The organism is Streptomyces sp. NPDC055254 (assembly GCF_053606025.1).
In genome coordinates, this window is record NZ_JBSGQV010000008.1 from 1 (window position 1) to 15,033 (window position 15,033).

Below are 15,033 nucleotides of genomic sequence, written 5' to 3' on the forward strand. Positions count from 1 at the left end.
CACACCTCTTGGGGGGGGGCCGCCCGCTTCTTTTTTTACTCCCCCCGGGGGGGCGGGGGGCGCCCCCATGTCGTGCGGCTGTCAGATGCGGACCTCCACGGCGCGCGCCACGCGGTCGTGCAGGCTGCGGCCGTCCCGGTCCCGGACCAGCGCCGGGACCACCAGGGCCAGCAGGAGAGTGCGCAGCGCCACGCGGCCGATGCCCAGGCGGCCACCGTCCTGCGCCACCACCCGCAGGCCGACGAGCCGCTTGCCGGGGGTGGAGCCCACGGTGCCCACCGTCAGGAGGGTCAGGCCCAGGAACAGCCCCAGCGTCCAGTCGCCGGTCGCGGCCAGGTCACCGCCCGTGATCAGGCCGTACGCGATGAGCTGGCAGCCGATCCAGTCCACGGCCACGGCCCCGAGCCGGCGCCCGAAGCGCGCCAGGGAGCCGGGACCGTGCTGCGGCATGCCGAGCCGCTGGCCCGGATAGCCGAAGTCGACGCCCATCTCCTCGGCGGCCGCGCGGGGGCCGGAGAGCCACGATCCGATTGCTTGCCTGTTGTCCACCCGAACACGGTACCGGTGCCGCTCCACGGCACCCCGCCCGGACCCTGGTTAACTTGTGCGAAACAAATGGGTCATGCTTGAGAAATCCCGTCTGCTTATGGTCGGGTCAGCGTGCGACACCGCACTGGCGCACCACGAGCTATAAAGCCCGTCCCTACCCCGGGGCCGGGAGTAGGAGGAGTTGGATGTTCCAGAACGCCGACGAAGTGAAGCAGTACATCGAGGAGAACGACGTCAAGTTCGTTGACGTCCGCTTCTGTGACCTGCCTGGTGTGATGCAGCACTTCACCATCCCGGCGCGGGCGTTCGACCCGGCGGAGGAGCTTGCCTTCGACGGATCCTCCATCCGCGGCTTCCAGGCGATCCACGAGTCCGACATGGCGCTGCGCGCCGACATCACGACCGCGCGCCTGGACCCGTTCCGCAAGGACAAGACGCTCAACATCAACTTCTTCATCCACGACCCGATCACGGGTGAGGCCTACAGCCGCGACCCGCGCAACATCGCGAAGAAGGCCGAGGCGTACCTCGCCTCCACCGGCATCGCCGACACCGCGTACTTCGGCCCCGAGGCCGAGTTCTACGTGTTCGACAGCGTGCGCTTCGCGACCTCCGCGAACGAGGGCTTCTACCACATCGACTCCGAGGCCGGCGCCTGGAACACCGGTTCCGAGGAGAACAACCGCGGCTACAAGGTCCGCTACAAGGGTGGTTACTTCCCCGTAGCCCCGGTCGACCACTTCGCCGACCTGCGCGCCGAGATCTCCCTCGAACTGGACGCCCAGGGCCTGCAGGTCGAGCGCCAGCACCACGAGGTCGGCACCGGTGGCCAGGCCGAGATCAACTACAAGTTCAACACGCTGCTCGCCGCGGCCGACGACCTGATGCTCTTCAAGTACGTCGTCAAGAACGTCGCCTGGCGCAACGGCAAGACCGCGACCTTCATGCCGAAGCCGATCTTCGGTGACAACGGCTCGGGCATGCACGTGCACCAGTCGCTGTGGGCGAACGGCGACCCGCTGTTCTACGACGAGGCCGGCTACGCGGGCCTGTCGGACACCGCGCGCTACTACATCGGCGGCATCCTCAAGCACGCCCCGTCGCTGCTGGCGTTCACCAACCCGACGGTGAACTCCTACCACCGCCTGGTGCCGGGCTTCGAGGCGCCGGTCAACATGGTGTACTCGCAGCGCAACCGCTCCGCCGCCATGCGCATCCCGATCACGGGCTCGAACCCGAAGGCGAAGCGCGTCGAGTTCCGTGCCCCGGACCCGTCGTCCAACCCGTACCTCGCCTTCTCGGCGCTGCTGCTCGCGGGCCTCGACGGCATCAAGAACAAGATCGAGCCGATGGAGCCGATCGACAAGGACCTCTACGAGCTCTCGCCCGACGAGCACGCGAGCGTCCCGCAGGTCCCGACCAGCCTGGAGGACGTCCTCAAGGCGCTGGAGGCGGACCACGAGTACCTCCTGGCCGGCGGTGTCTTCACCCCCGACCTGATCGAGACCTGGATCGACTACAAGCGCACGCACGAGATCGCCCCGATCGCGCTGCGTCCGCACCCGCACGAGTTCGAGCTCTACTTCGACATCTAAGAAGTCGCGGTAACGTCCGAGACGCAGGCCCCCGGCCGCTCCATGGAGCGGCCGGGGGCCTGCGTCGTCAGTCGGCGAGTTCGACGCGCCGGACGTGGGCGACCGTGACCCGGTCGATCTCCTCGACGGTCCGGCCGTCCTCCATGGCGTAGGCGGAGAATTCGGATGTCTCGGTCTCGGTCTTGTCGCCCTCGACGTGCCGGGTGAGGAACTCGCTCTGCCCGATGAAGTCGCCGTCGTCGTCGAAGGCGTTCACGGTGACGGTGTAGTTGGCCGGCGGTCCGCCCGGGTTGGTGATCTTGTACTTGACCTCGTAGGCGGAGCAGTCGTTGAACTGGTACTCGTCGCTGTCGTCGCAGGTGCCCTTGCCCTTCGCGTCCGAGTCGGCGGTCTCGGATCCGGTTATCCGCACGTGGTCGGCCGGGTCGCCGTCCGAGACAGTCCACCAGGCGCCCGCGGCCGCCAGCGCGAGGGCCGTGACGACCCCGGCGGCCACGATCGCGGTGCGGGGGACGCGCCCCCGGGGCGTCCGGGCGGGCTTCAGGGGCGCTACGGGCCCACCGGGCCCACCGGGCGCCGCGGACCCCGGCAGAGGTGTCGCGACGGGCGGGGGAGGTGTCGCGGGCGTGGGCGGTTCCGTCACTGGCTGCTCGTTCCTGTCGACCGGTCGGGCGGCTCATTCTCGGCCGCGGAGCCGACGACGGTCAGCCGCTTCGGGGGAATGTCCCCCGATGGAGTTGACGGGAGCGGGGGCGTGCCGGGGCGTGCTCGGCGCGGCTCGTCCCAACTATCCGAAGAATTCAGGTCGTGCCTGGTCAGACGCCGTCTATGGGGCTCGCTCGGGCGGGTCGGCGGCATTCCTGCTTTGACAGGCGGGCGGGGCAGGGTGAGGGTGGAAATGACCTAAGGACCGGATAAGAGAGAGATGTTCGGAGGTGCATGGAAATGCGCCGTAGGATCCTCGCGGCAGTCATGACAGGGGCCGCTGGAGTAGCCCTCGCCGTTCTGCCCGTCGGCAGTGCCTCGGCCACCAGCACGGGTAGTGGCGGTGGCGGCCACGGTACGTGGCGGTGCTCCGAGCACCGGTACAACGACTGGCGTTGGAACGAGTGCTGCAACCGCGACTGGCGCGACCGCCCCAGCTGGTGTTGGGACGTCGGCGGCGTCGGTGGCAACGGCGGCAACGGGCACGACCACAACTGGAACCACGCCGACTGGCGCGACAACGACTGGCGCGACGCCCACTGGAACGACTCCGGCCGCGGCGGCAACGGCGGCAACGGCGACTGGGGCCACCACGGCGACTGGAGTGGCGGTAACGGCGGCGGCGGCAACGGCGGCGACTGGGGCGGCGGCCACGGCGGTAACGGTGGCGGCGGCAACGGCGGCGACTGGGGCGGCGGCCACGGCGGTAACGGTGGCGGCGGCAACGGCGGCGACTGGGGCGGCGGCCACGGCGGCAACGGCGGTGGCGGCGGCAACGGCGGCAACGGCGGCGGAGGCTGGGGCGGCGGTGGCCGCTGACCGAGACGACCGGTAACCCGTAACCCGGGGCCCACAGCACGAACCGATGCCCCTGCTCCGCCGGACTCAGCGGAGCAGGGGCATCGCTCCGGTCAGATCGCGCAGGCAGCGGACCGCGAGCTCGGCCGGGGAACCGGGCCCCGCCACCGGGGCGTCCGTCGCCGACCACAGCTCCAGGGAGACCCGGATCGCGTCCGTCGCCGCGGCCGCCAGCAAGCGTACGCCCAGCGGGTCGGCCGCCGGGCCGGCCAGCCGCGCGATCAGCGGCACGAGGTTCTCCTCGGAGTCCTGGTTCACCCGGTACCAGACCGCGCGCAGCGCCGCGTCCGTCGCCGCCGCCCGCAGCAGGCCCCGAGTCACCTCCAGCCCCTCCTCGACCGCCTGCGGGCCGCTCAGTGCCCGGGTGACGGCCCGCTCCAGGGCCTCGGCCAGCGGAGTACCGGGCTCCTCCTCGGCGAGCAGCGCGCGCCACGCGTCGCCGCCGCCCGTGAGGAGCGGGGCAACCGCCTCCTGCTTGTTGCGGAAGTAGCGGTAGAACGTGCGCAGTGCCACGCCCGCCCGGTGCGCGATGTCCTCGGCGGTCGTGCCGTCGGGGCCGTGCTCGGCGAAGAGTTCGCAGGCCGCTCGGGCGATGTCGAGCTGAGTGGCGACCTTGCGGCGCTCGGTCAGCGACTGGGCTCCGGGACCGCCCTGGGGGGAGTACGGACGAGGGGATCTCACGGGGTGAAGCCTACCTCTCGGACCTCCCGGTAATGCATTGCGTGACTCTCTGGCAAAACGTGCCAGTACCTCGGTACGCTCGCCCCATGAACCGTTACGAAGGACGTCGCGTCCTCATCACCGGCGGCGGCTCCGGCATCGGCCGGGCCACCGTCCACCGCATCCTCGCCGAGGGCGGCCGGGTGCACGCCGTGGACGTCAGCGAGGGCGGCCTCAGGGCCACCGCAGACCGGGCCGCCTCGGACGGCCACGCGGACCGGCTCAGCACCGCCGTCCTCGACATATCCGACGAGAGCGCCGTCAAGGCGGGCGTGAGCGCCGCGGTCGAGGCCCTCGGCGGCATCGACGTCCTCGTCAACGCCGCGGGCATCCTGCGCTCCGCGCACACCCAGCAGACGACCCTCGACCTCTGGAACCAGGTCATCGGGGTCAACCTGACCGGCACCTTCCTCATGATCCGCGAATCGCTGGCGGCGCTGCTCGCCGGGGACCAGCCGGTCGTCGTGAACTTCAGCTCCACCTCGGCGTCCTTCGCCCACCCCTACATGTCCGCCTACGCGGCGAGCAAGGGCGGGATCCAGTCGATGACCCACGCGCTGGCCGCCGAGTACAGCAAGCAGGGTCTGCGCTTCGTGAGCGTCGCCCCCGGCTCCATCGAGAGCGGCATGACCACCGGCACCGGCCCCGGCCTGCCCGAGGACACCGACTGGTCGCTGTTCACCAAGCTCGCCCCCGCCCTCGGCCAGGGCTTCGCCGGCCCGCAGACCGTGGCCGGCGTCGTCGCCATGCTGGGCTCCGAGGACGGGGCCTTCATCACCGGTACGGAGATCCGCATCGACGGCGGCACCCACTACTGACCGGCCCTCAGCTGCGGGCCCCTACGCCCTGAACCGCTCCCAGAGCCGGGGGAAGCGCTCCGCGAGCACGGCTTCGTTCTCGAAGTCCAGCGCGGCGCCCTCCGGCTCCGCGGCTTGCAGGGGAACGCCCAGATCCGGTGCCACCGAGCCGGTCAGCTGCTCGTACGCCTCGTCGGCGGCGTACCCCAGCTCCTCGCCGTCCCCGTCGATCTCCTCGTCGAACTCGTCCAGGAGCTCCGCGAGCCGGTCCGGGTCGTGCACCCCGCCCTCGAAGACCTCCCGGCCCTGCCCGATCAGCCAGCACCGGAAGTAGTCGAAGGCGTCGTCGCTGGCCCCGTCGAGCAGGACCCAGGCGGCACCCCACAACTCCCAGGTGTACGCCCGGTTGTACCGGGACTCGAAGTGCCGGGCGAAGTCCAGGACGGAGTCCGGATCGAGCTGCGCCAGCCGCTCCACGAGCAGCTCGGCGTGGTCCTCGGGGTCGCCCTCGGCGGCCTCGCGGGTACGGTCGACGATCTCCCAGAACTCCGTCTCGTCCATCACCGCTCCAGCATCACGGGTCCACCCCCGCACCGCCACCGCGCATACGGCCAAAGGCCGGTGTCCGACCCCCTGGAGGGCGACACCGGCCTTCGGCACGTCGGTCCGTACGGCTCCGCGGGCTCAGAGGCCGTAGCGCTCCCGGGCCTCCTTCACGGAGGACGCCGGCACCTCGCCGCGGCGGGCGAGCTGGGCCAGCGCGGCCAGCACGATCGACGGGGCGTCGACACCGAAGTGGCGGCGGGCGCCCTCACGGGTGTCGGAGAGGCCGAAGCCGTCCGTGCCCAGCGAGGTCCAGTCCTGCTCGACCCACTGGCTGATCTGGTCCGGAACCTGACGCATCCAGTCGGACACGGCGAGGACCGGGCTCGTGACGCCCTCCAGCGCGCGGGTGACGTACGGGGTGCGCAGTTCGCCGCGCAGCAGCGCCTCGTCGCACTCCAGCGCGTCGCGCCGCAGCTCGCCCCAGGAGGTGGCGGACCAGACGTCGGCGGCCACGTTCCAGTCGGCGGCGAGGAGCTTCTGCGCCTCCAGCGCCCAGTGGATCGCCGTGCCCGAGGCCATCAGCTGGATCTTCGGGGCGTCGGCGGCCGGGGCCGCCTCCGCGAGGTCGGCCGCCGTGTTGAAGCGGTAGAGGCCCTTGAGGATGCCTTCCTCGACGCCCTCGGGGATCGCGGGCTGCACCTTCGGCTCGTTGTAGACCGTCAGGTAGTAGAAGACGTCTTCCGGCTTCTCGCCGTACATCCGGCGCAGACCGTCCTTGACGATCACCGCGATCTCGTACGCGAAGGCCGGGTCGTAGTTGAGCGACGCCGGGTTCGTGGACGCGATCAGGTGCGAGTGGCCGTCCGCGTGCTGGAGGCCCTCACCGGTCAGGGTGGTGCGGCCCGCCGTGGCGCCGACGATGAAGCCCCTGCCGAGCTGGTCGGCGAGCTGCCACATCTGGTCGGCGGTGCGCTGCCAGCCGAACATCGAGTAGAAGATGTAGAACGGGATCATCGGCTCGCCGTGCGTCGCGTACGACGTGCAGGCGGCGATGAAGTCCGCCATGGCGCCGGCCTCGGTGATCCCCTCGTTGAGGATCTGGCCGTCCTTGGCTTCCTTGTAGTACATGAGCTGGTCGCGGTCGACCGGCTCGTAGGTCTGGCCCAGCGGAGAGTAGATGCCGGCCGACGGGAAGAGGGACTCCATACCGAAGGTGCGGGCCTCGTCGGGGACGATCGGCACCCACCGCTTGCCGGTCTCCTTGTCCCGCATCAGGTCCTTGACGAGCCGGACGAAGGCCATGGTGGTGGCCATCTCCTGCTTGCCGGAGCCCTTGAGCAGCGGGGCGAAGGAGCGCTCGGCCGGAGCCGGCAGAGCCACGTGGTGGACCTTGCGGGCCGGGGCCGGGCCGCCCAGCGCCGCGCGGCGCTCGTTCAGGTACTGGACCTCGGGGCTCTGCGCGCCCGGGTGCCCGTACGGGACCTGGCCGTCGGCGAAGGCGCTGTCCGGGATCGGGAGGCCCAGGAGGTCGCGCATGTCCTTGAACTCGTCGACCGTGAGCTTCTTCATCTGGTGGTTCGCGTTCTTCGACTCGAACCCGGCACCCAGCGTGTAGCCCTTGACGGTCTGCGCCAGGATGACCGTCGGCGCGCCCTTGTGCTCCAGGGCGGCCTTGTACGCGGCGTAGACCTTGCGGGGCTCGTGGCCGCCGCGGGAGCTGTGGAAGCACTCGGCGATCTTCGTGTCGGAGAGCACACCGGCCAGCTGCACGAGCGCCGGGTCGGCGCCGAAGAAGTGCTGGCGGATGTAGGCCACGTCGCGGGTCGCGTACGTCTGGAACTGCGCGTCCGGTACCTCGCGCAGGCGGCGTACCAGGGCGCCCGTGGTGTCGAGCCGGAACAGCTCGTCCCAGGCGGAGCCCCACAGGGACTTGATGACGTTCCAGCCGGCGCCGCGGAACTGGGCCTCCAGCTCCTGGACCACGCGGAAGTTGGCGCGGACCGGACCGTCGAGGCGCTGCAGGTTGCAGTTGATGACGAAGGTCAGGTTGTCGAGCCGCTCGCGGGAGGCGAGGGCCAGGGCGGCGGTCGACTCGGGCTCGTCCATCTCGCCGTCGCCCAGGAAGGCCCAGACGTGCGAGCCGGCGGTGTCCTTGATGCCGCGGTTGTGCAGGTAGCGGTTGAAGCGCGCCTGGTAGATCGCGGACAGCGGGCCGAGGCCCATGGACACCGTCGGGAACTCCCACAGCCACGGCAGGCGCCGGGGGTGCGGGTAGGACGGCAGGCCGTTGCCCCCGGATTCCTGGCGGAAGTTGTCGAGCTGCTGCTCGGAGATGCGTCCGTCGAGGAACGCGCGGGCGTAGATGCCGGGGGAGGCGTGGCCCTGGATGTAGAGCTGGTCGCCCGATCCGTCGGCCTCCTTCCCGCGGAAGAAGTGCTGGAAGCCGGTCTCGTACAGCCACGCGGCGGAGGCGAAGGTGGCGATGTGGCCGCCGACGCCGTACTTGGAGCCGCGGGTCACCATGGCGGCCGCGTTCCAGCGGTTCCAGGCGGTGATCCTGGCTTCCATCGCCTCGTCGCCGGGGAACTCCGGTTCGGCGGCGGTGGGGATGGTGTTGACGTAGTCCGTCTCCAGCAGCTTGGGCAGCGCGAGGCCGGCGGCCTCGGCGTGCTGCAAGGTGCGGCGGAGCAGGTATTCGGCGCGGCGCGTACCGGCGGCCTTGGCGACGGCGTCGAGGGAGGCCGCCCATTCGGCGGTCTCCTCGGTGTCGCGGTCCGGGAGCTGGTCGAGCTCGCTCGGAAGCTTTCCTACGGGGTCGGACATCGGTGTGCGCCGCCTTCCGGACAAAGGAGAGGTGGTGAAAAAATCCCTGACGGGCAGGACAGGGTCGTCGGACCTGGTTGAGGTCCGCGACGACTGTAAATCGCTGATCGATGATCGATCAAACGAAAGTGGCGAAGAAATGCAGATCTGGCGAAAGTCGGCACGCCGTGCCAGTCATTCAGGCACGCAGTGCCGGTCGAATCAGGGCGTATCCGGCACTGATCGCCGAGTTCAGGCGCGCGGAGCGCAGCCCAGGACATGCCGCTTCACCAGGAGGCCGATGTCCGGGTCCTGATTGCGGAAGGCGTCGACGAGGGCTTCGTGCTCCTCGGCGTAGGACTTCTGGACCGTTCCCAGCCACCGGATGGACAGGGCCGTGAACACCTCGATGCCCAGGCTCTCCCAGGTGTGCAGGAGCACGCTGTTCCCGGCCGCCCGCACCATCTCCCGGTGGAAACCCACCGTGTGCCGTACCTGCGCGGTGCCGTCCTCGGTCCGGTCGGCGTCCCACAGGGCGGCGACGTGCGGCTCCAGGGCCGAGCAGTCGGCCGCCAGGCGGGGCGCGGCCAGCTCGGCCGCGATCTGCTCCAGGCCGGCCCGGACGGGGTAGATCTCCTCCAGGTCGGCCGCGGAGAGGTTCCGTACCCGCACGCCCTTGTTCGGCGCCGACTCGATCAGCCGCAGGGTCTCCAGCTCGCGCAGGGCCTCCCGTACGGGTGTCTGGCTGACCTCCAGTTCCACCGCGATGCGGCGCTCGACGATCCGCTCGCCGGGCTTCCAGCGCCCGCTGACGATCCCCTCCACGATGTGCTCGCGGATCTGCTCGCGCAGCGAGTGCACGACGGGTGGGGTGATCATCGGGTCTTCATCTCCTGGTGGGTGTGCAGGGTCAATGCGGGGCCTGATGCGTAGACAATACGGCGGCGCCCCCGTCCGGAAGTATTCCGGACGGGGGCGCCGACGGTGAGGCTCGTTACAGGCCGACCGCGTACGGGCCGGGCCTGCCTCGTGGGGATCCGACCTCAGAGGCCGAGCTCGACCTCGAACTCGCCGGCCTCAAGGATCGCCTTCACGGCCGAGAGGTACCGGGCCGCGTCCGCGCCGTCCACCAGGCGGTGGTCGTAGGACAGGGTCAGGTACGTCATGTCGCGGACCGCGATGGTCTCGCCGAGGTCCGGGTGGTCGATGACCACGGGACGCTTGACGGTGGCACCGATGCCCAGGATGGCGACCTGGTTCGGCGGCACGATGACCGTGTCGAACAGCGCACCGCGCGAGCCGGTGTTGCTGATCGTGAAGGTCGCGCCCGACAGCTCGTCCGGCGTGATCTTGTTGCCGCGGACCTTGGCGGCCAGGTCGGCGGTCGCCTTGGAGATGCCCGCCAGGTTGAGGTCACCGGCACCCTTGATGACCGGGGTCATCAGGCCCTTCTCGGAGTCCACGGCGATGCCGATGTTCTCCGAGTCGAAGTAGGTGATGGTGCCCTCGTCCTCGTTGATCCGGGCGTTGACGACCGCGTGGGCCTTCAGCGCCTGGGCAGCGGCCTTGACGAAGAACGGCATCGGGGAGAGCTTGACGCCCTCGCGGGCCAGGAACGAGTCCTTGGCCTTGCCGCGCAGCTTCATGATCTTGGTGATGTCCACCTCGACCACGGAGCTGAGCTGCGCCTGCGAGTGCAGGGCCTTCATCATGTTGTCGCCGATGACCTTGCGCATGCGGGTCATCTTGACCGTCTGACCCCGAAGCTCCGAGACCGGAGCGGCGGCGGCCTTGCCGGCCGGGGCGGCCGGAGCCGCGACCGGGGCGGCAGCGGCGGCCTTGGCGGCCTCGGCGGCGGCCAGGACGTCCTGCTTGCGGATACGGCCACCGACACCGGTGCCCGAGACCGCGGACAGGTCCACACCGGACTCCGAGGCGAGCTTGCGCACCAGCGGGGTCACGTACGCGCCCTCGTCACCGGCGGACGCCGGAGCGGCGGCCGGAGCCGGGGTCACCGGAGCCGGAGCCGGAGCCGGAGCGGCGGCCGGAGCCGGAGCCGGGGCGGCGGCCGGAGCCGGAGCCGGAGCAGCGGCGGGAGCCGGGGCGGCGACCGGAGCCGGAGCCGGGGCAGCGGCGGGGGCCGGGGCGGGGGCCTCGGCCGGAGCCGGAGCCGGGGCAGCGGCGGCCGGGGCGGCCGGGGGAGCGGCACCCGCCACGCCGATGACGGCCAGACGGGCGCCGACCTCGGCGGTCTCGTCCTCGCCGACCAGGATCTCCAGCAGGGTGCCGGCGACCGGGGCCGGGATCTCGGTGTCGACCTTGTCGGTCGAGACCTCCAGCAGCGGCTCGTCGGCCTCGACCGACTCACCGACCTGCTTCAGCCAGCGGGTGACGGTGCCCTCGGTGACGGACTCGCCCAGGGCGGGGAGCACGACATCGGTGCCGGAAGCGGCGCCCGCGGGGGCGGCGGCCGGAGCCTCGGCGGCCGGAGCCTCCGCGGCCGGAGCCTCCGCGGCCGGAGCCGCGGGGGCCTCGGCGACGGGGGCGGCAGCGGCGGGAGCCTCGGCCGCGGGGGCCTCGGCGGCCGGCGCGGCGGCCGGGGCCTCGGCACCGGAGCCGTCGTCGATGACGGCCAGCTCGGCGCCGACCTCGACGGTCTCGTCCTCGGCGACCTTGATGGAGGCCAGGATGCCGGAGACGGGGGACGGGATCTCGGTGTCGACCTTGTCGGTCGAGACCTCGAGCAGCGGCTCGTCGGCCTCGACGCGCTCGCCCTCGGCCTTCAGCCAGCGGGTGACAGTGCCCTCGGACACGCTCTCTCCGAGCGCCGGAAGGGTTACGGAAACCGACATGGTTTCAGTTGCTCCTAACGAATGTGCGGAAGTGGTCGTCGCGCCCGTGACGATCAGTCGTGGGAGTGAAGCGGCTTGCCGGCCAGGGCCAGGTGGGCCTCGCCGAGCGCTTCGTTCTGGGTCGGGTGCGCGTGGATGAGCTGCGCGACCTCGGCCGGCAGGGCCTCCCAGTTGTAGATCAGCTGGGCTTCGCCGACCTGCTCGCCCATCCGGTCACCGACCATGTGGACGCCGACCACGGCACCGTCCTTGACCTGGACGAGCTTGATCTCGCCCGCGGTCTTGAGGATCTTGCTCTTGCCGTTGCCCGCGAGGTTGTACTTCAGTGCCACGACCTTGTCGGCGCCGTAGATCTCCTTGGCCTTGGCCTCGGTGATGCCGACGGACGCGACCTCGGGGTGGCAGTAGGTGACCCGCGGGACACCGTCGTAGTCGATCGGGACGGTCTTGAGACCGGCCAGACGCTCCGCGACCAGGATGCCCTCGGCGAAGCCGACGTGGGCGAGCTGGAGCGTGGGGACGAGGTCACCGACGGCCGAGATGGTCGGCACGTTGGTCTGCATGTACTCGTCGACCAGGACGTAGCCGCGGTCCATGGCGACGCCCTGCTCCTCGTAGCCCAGGCCCTGCGAGACCGGCCCGCGGCCGATCGCGACCAGGAGCACCTCGGCGTCGAAGGTCTTGCCGTCGGCCAGCGTCACGCGGACACCGGTCTCGGTGTACTCGGCCTTGTCGAAGAAGGTGCCGAGGTTGAACTTGATGCCGCGCTTGCGGAACGCGCGCTCAAGGATCTTCGAGCTGTTCTCGTCCTCGACCGGGACGAGGTGCTTGAGGCCCTCGATGACGGTGACGTCGGTCCCGAAGGACTTCCACGCCGAGGCGAACTCGACGCCGATGACGCCGCCGCCCAGGATGATCGCGGACTCGGGCACGCGGTCCAGGACCAGGGCGTGGTCCGAGGAGATGATGCGGTTGCCGTCGATGGTCAGGCCCGGCAGCGACTTCGGCACGGAGCCGGTCGCCAGCAGGACGTGGCGGCCCTGGACACGCTGGCCGTTCACGTCGACGGAAGTCGGAGAGGAGAGGCGGCCCTCGCCCTCGATGTAGGTCACCTTGCGGGAGGCGACCAGGCCCTGCAGACCCTTGTACAGGCCCGAGATGACCTCGTCCTTGTACTTGTGGACACCCGCGATGTCGATGCCCTCGAAGGAGGCCTTGACACCGAACTGGGCGGCTTCGCGAGCCTGGTCGGCGACCTCTCCCGCGTGCAGCAGAGCCTTCGTGGGGATGCAGCCGTTGTGCAGGCAGGTGCCGCCGAGCTTGTTCTTCTCGATCAGGGCAACGTCCAGACCCAGCTGGGAAGCGCGCAGAGCCGCGGCGTAACCGCCGCTGCCACCGCCGAGGATCACTAGGTCGAAAACGGTGCTGGCGTCGTTCGCCACGTCACGTCCTCCATGCATGTGCGCCGGGCACCGGTCCTCTGTGACCGGGCGGCGGCTGGTATCGGCCGCTTGTTTCTTCGGCCCTGTGGTGGGGGCCCTGTCCTGCCGAGAACCCATCTTCGCATTTGTCGGGGGAACGCGGGACGCCGGGCCCGGTCTGTGACAGGGCGTTCTGCCCGTAGGGGGGGTTACCAGTGCGTAGAAACCTACGGATTTCGTCGGGGGTGAACCCGCCCCGGGCCCTTGCGGGGGACCCGGGGCGAGTCACGTCTCACACGTGCGCCGGACGGCGGGCGTACGTCAGCCCAGGTCGCCGGTGGCGGTGCGCTCCGCCAGCCGCACCAGGGTGCGCACGGCGGAGCCGGTGCCGCCCTTGGGGGTGTAGCCGTACGGGGCGCCCTCGTGGAAGGCCGGGCCGGCGATGTCGAGGTGGGCCCAGGTGATGCCCTCGCCGACGAATTCCCGCAGGAAGAGGCCGGCGACCAGGCCGCCGCCCATCCGGACGCCCATGTTCGCGATGTCGGCGGTGGGGGAGTCCATGGACTTGCGCAGGTCCTCGGGGAGCGGCATCGGCCAGGAGGCCTCGCCGACCTCCTCGGCGATCTCGTGGATCGAGGTGCGGAAGGCGTCGTCGTTGGCCATGATCCCGAAGGTCCGGTCGCCCAGGGCCAGCACCATGGCGCCGGTCAGGGTGGCGACGTCGACGATCGCGTCCGGGTTCTCCTCGGAGGCCTTCGCCAGCGCGTCACCGAGGACCAGGCGGCCCTCGGCATCGGTGTTGAGGACCTCGACGGTCTTGCCGGTGTACATGCGCAGCACGTCACCGGGGCGGGTGGCGGAGCCGGAGGGCATGTTCTCGGCCAGGGCGAGCCAACCGGTCACATTGACCCGCAGGCCCAGCTTCGCGGCCGCGACGACGGCGGCGAACACGGCGGCGGCGCCGCTCATGTCGCACTTCATCGTCTCGTTGTGGCCGGCCGGCTTGAGGGAGATGCCGCCCGAGTCGTAGGTGATGCCCTTGCCGACGAAGGCCAGGGTCTTCTCCGCCTTGGCGTGGGTGTAGGTGAGCTTCACCAGGCGCGGCGGGTTCTCGGAGCCCTTGCCGACGCCCATGATCCCGCCGTAGCCGCCCTTGAGCAGGGCCTTCTCGTCGAGGATCTGGACCTTGATGCCGTTCTCCTTCGCGGTCGCGGCGGCGACGGCGGCGAAGGCCTCGGGCGTGAGGTCGTTCGGCGGGGTGTTGATCAGGTCGCGGGCGACGTTGACCTCGGTGGCGACGACTGCGGCGCGCTCGGCCGCGGCCTTGTGCTCCTTGTCGCGCGGCTTGGCGCCCAGCAGGGCGATCTCGGCCAACGGCTGCTTCGGTCCGGCGTTCTTGCCGCCGTTGGTGCTCTTCTTCTCGCCGCCCTGGTAGGCGGTGAAGGCGTACGCGCCCAGCAGCGCGCCCTCGGCCACGGCGGTCACGGCGGAGGCGTCGTCCAGCGGGAGGGCGAAGGCGGCCTTCTTGGTGCCGTGCAGCGCGCGGGCCGCGGATCCGGCGGCGCGGCGCAGCGCCTCTTCGTCGTAGGACTCGTCCTGCTCCGGGACGGGGCCCAGCCCGACCGCCAGCACGACCGGGACCTTGAGGCCCGCCGGGGCAGGCAGCTTGGTGGTCTCGCCCTCGGCGCCCGAGGCGCCGAGCGCCTCCAGCATCGTGGCGAGCTTACCGTCGTACGCCTTGTCCACGGCCTCGGCGCCCGCGGCGGCGACCAGGCCCTTGGGGCCCTTCGCCACGCCGACCACGAGGGCGTCGGCGCGCAGCGTCGCAGCGCCGGCAGTGCTGAGAGTCAGAGCAGTCACGGTGGTGAAGTCTCGCTTCCGTTTGTATGTGTGGGCCGAGTGGGTGGACGGCCTTCCAGAGCGATCGTATTCCGGCCCGACCCCCACCGGAAAAGAGCCTACGCGCCCGCACTCGTCCGCACGGCACTCGAAGGTTTGGCAAGTTGTTCGATCAAGAGGTCGGCGGGTTCACCCATCTGTGGTCTCTGTTCCAGGTTTGCCTCGTAGACCTGACGGGGTCCGAGAGACTCGGTCCACTCTCGCAAGGGGACGCGGGGTTCCTTTGCATGTTTTCCACAGAGCTCCCCCGGTCCGGCGCAACGCCAAGGGGCCGGATTCGAGGGACGCC

General features: G+C 70.6%; 12 protein-coding genes. 3 read left to right on the top strand and 9 right to left on the bottom strand.

The features are described from left to right. Positions 1 to 81 precede the first annotated feature (81 nt). Entirely contained in the window at positions 82 to 549 is a 468-nt protein-coding gene (locus ACWFQ8_RS10900; RefSeq protein WP_453785866.1) for an RDD family protein, read from the bottom strand. Positions 550 to 734: 185 nt separating this feature from the next. Between ACWFQ8_RS10900 and glnA the strand changes: the two genes are divergently transcribed. Next, on the top strand, positions 735 to 2,144 hold the full coding sequence (gene glnA, locus ACWFQ8_RS10905; protein WP_453785867.1) for a type I glutamate--ammonia ligase: 1,410 nt from the start codon (positions 735 to 737) through the stop codon (positions 2,142 to 2,144). A 67-nt stretch (positions 2,145 to 2,211) separates the two neighbouring features. On the opposite strand, the gene ACWFQ8_RS10910 is transcribed toward glnA, so the two are convergent. Further along, positions 2,212 to 2,640, bottom strand: coding sequence for a hypothetical protein (locus tag ACWFQ8_RS10910; protein ID WP_453785868.1), 429 nt, complete (start codon positions 2,638 to 2,640; stop codon positions 2,212 to 2,214). 476 nt (positions 2,641 to 3,116) lie between these two features. On the opposite strand from ACWFQ8_RS10910, the gene ACWFQ8_RS10915 reads away from it, so the two are divergent. Next, on the top strand, positions 3,117 to 3,668 hold the full coding sequence (locus tag ACWFQ8_RS10915; protein ID WP_453785869.1) for a hypothetical protein: 552 nt from the start codon (positions 3,117 to 3,119) through the stop codon (positions 3,666 to 3,668). A gap of 66 nt (positions 3,669 to 3,734) precedes the next feature. On the opposite strand, the gene ACWFQ8_RS10920 is transcribed toward ACWFQ8_RS10915, so the two are convergent. After that, positions 3,735 to 4,388 carry a TetR family transcriptional regulator gene (locus ACWFQ8_RS10920; protein WP_453785870.1) on the bottom strand — a complete coding sequence of 218 codons (654 nt, stop codon included), beginning with the start codon at positions 4,386 to 4,388 and terminating at the stop codon, positions 3,735 to 3,737. Positions 4,389 to 4,474: 86 nt separating this feature from the next. On the opposite strand from ACWFQ8_RS10920, the gene ACWFQ8_RS10925 reads away from it, so the two are divergent. Continuing rightward, positions 4,475 to 5,245, top strand: coding sequence for an SDR family NAD(P)-dependent oxidoreductase (locus ACWFQ8_RS10925; protein WP_453785871.1), 771 nt, complete (start codon positions 4,475 to 4,477; stop codon positions 5,243 to 5,245). A gap of 21 nt (positions 5,246 to 5,266) precedes the next feature. Here ACWFQ8_RS10925 and ACWFQ8_RS10930 read toward each other — a convergent pair whose 3' ends face one another. The 6 genes from ACWFQ8_RS10930 to ACWFQ8_RS10955 form a co-directional block, all read right to left on the bottom strand. Continuing rightward, positions 5,267 to 5,785, bottom strand: coding sequence for a DUF4240 domain-containing protein (locus ACWFQ8_RS10930; RefSeq protein WP_453785872.1), 519 nt, complete (start codon positions 5,783 to 5,785; stop codon positions 5,267 to 5,269). A 123-nt stretch (positions 5,786 to 5,908) separates the two neighbouring features. Then, the gene (gene aceE / locus ACWFQ8_RS10935) at positions 5,909 to 8,593 is read right to left on the bottom strand and encodes a pyruvate dehydrogenase (acetyl-transferring), homodimeric type (RefSeq protein ID WP_453785873.1); all 2,685 of its coding nucleotides are present in this window, start codon (positions 8,591 to 8,593) and stop codon (positions 5,909 to 5,911) included. A gap of 231 nt (positions 8,594 to 8,824) precedes the next feature. Next, positions 8,825 to 9,448 carry a GntR family transcriptional regulator gene (locus ACWFQ8_RS10940; RefSeq protein ID WP_453786041.1) on the bottom strand — a complete coding sequence of 208 codons (624 nt, stop codon included), beginning with the start codon at positions 9,446 to 9,448 and terminating at the stop codon, positions 8,825 to 8,827. A gap of 167 nt (positions 9,449 to 9,615) precedes the next feature. After that, on the bottom strand, positions 9,616 to 11,424 hold the full coding sequence (gene sucB, locus ACWFQ8_RS10945) for a 2-oxoglutarate dehydrogenase, E2 component, dihydrolipoamide succinyltransferase (RefSeq protein ID WP_453785874.1): 1,809 nt from the start codon (positions 11,422 to 11,424) through the stop codon (positions 9,616 to 9,618). Positions 11,425 to 11,477: 53 nt separating this feature from the next. Further along, complete coding sequence (gene lpdA / locus ACWFQ8_RS10950; protein WP_453785875.1) at positions 11,478 to 12,866, bottom strand: dihydrolipoyl dehydrogenase; 1,389 nt, start codon at positions 12,864 to 12,866, stop codon at positions 11,478 to 11,480. A gap of 300 nt (positions 12,867 to 13,166) precedes the next feature. Continuing rightward, positions 13,167 to 14,705 carry a leucyl aminopeptidase gene (locus tag ACWFQ8_RS10955; protein WP_453785876.1) on the bottom strand — a complete coding sequence of 513 codons (1,539 nt, stop codon included), beginning with the start codon at positions 14,703 to 14,705 and terminating at the stop codon, positions 13,167 to 13,169. Positions 14,706 to 15,033: the final 328 nt, after the last annotated feature.

What these genes read in the sequence shown, in the direction of transcription:
- glnA (WP_453785867.1), top strand. Translation starts at nt 735, where the DNA reads ATGTTCCAGAACGCCGACGAAGTGAAGCAGTACATCGAGGAGAACGAC.
- ACWFQ8_RS10915 (WP_453785869.1), top strand. Translation starts at nt 3,117, where the DNA reads ATGACAGGGGCCGCTGGAGTAGCCCTCGCCGTTCTGCCCGTCGGCAGT.
- ACWFQ8_RS10925 (WP_453785871.1), top strand. Translation starts at nt 4,475, where the DNA reads ATGAACCGTTACGAAGGACGTCGCGTCCTCATCACCGGCGGCGGCTCC.
- ACWFQ8_RS10930 (WP_453785872.1), bottom strand. Translation starts at nt 5,785, where the DNA reads ATGGACGAGACGGAGTTCTGGGAGATCGTCGACCGTACCCGCGAGGCC.
- aceE (WP_453785873.1), bottom strand. Translation starts at nt 8,593, where the DNA reads ATGTCCGACCCCGTAGGAAAGCTTCCGAGCGAGCTCGACCAGCTCCCG.
- sucB (WP_453785874.1), bottom strand. Translation starts at nt 11,424, where the DNA reads ATGTCGGTTTCCGTAACCCTTCCGGCGCTCGGAGAGAGCGTGTCCGAG.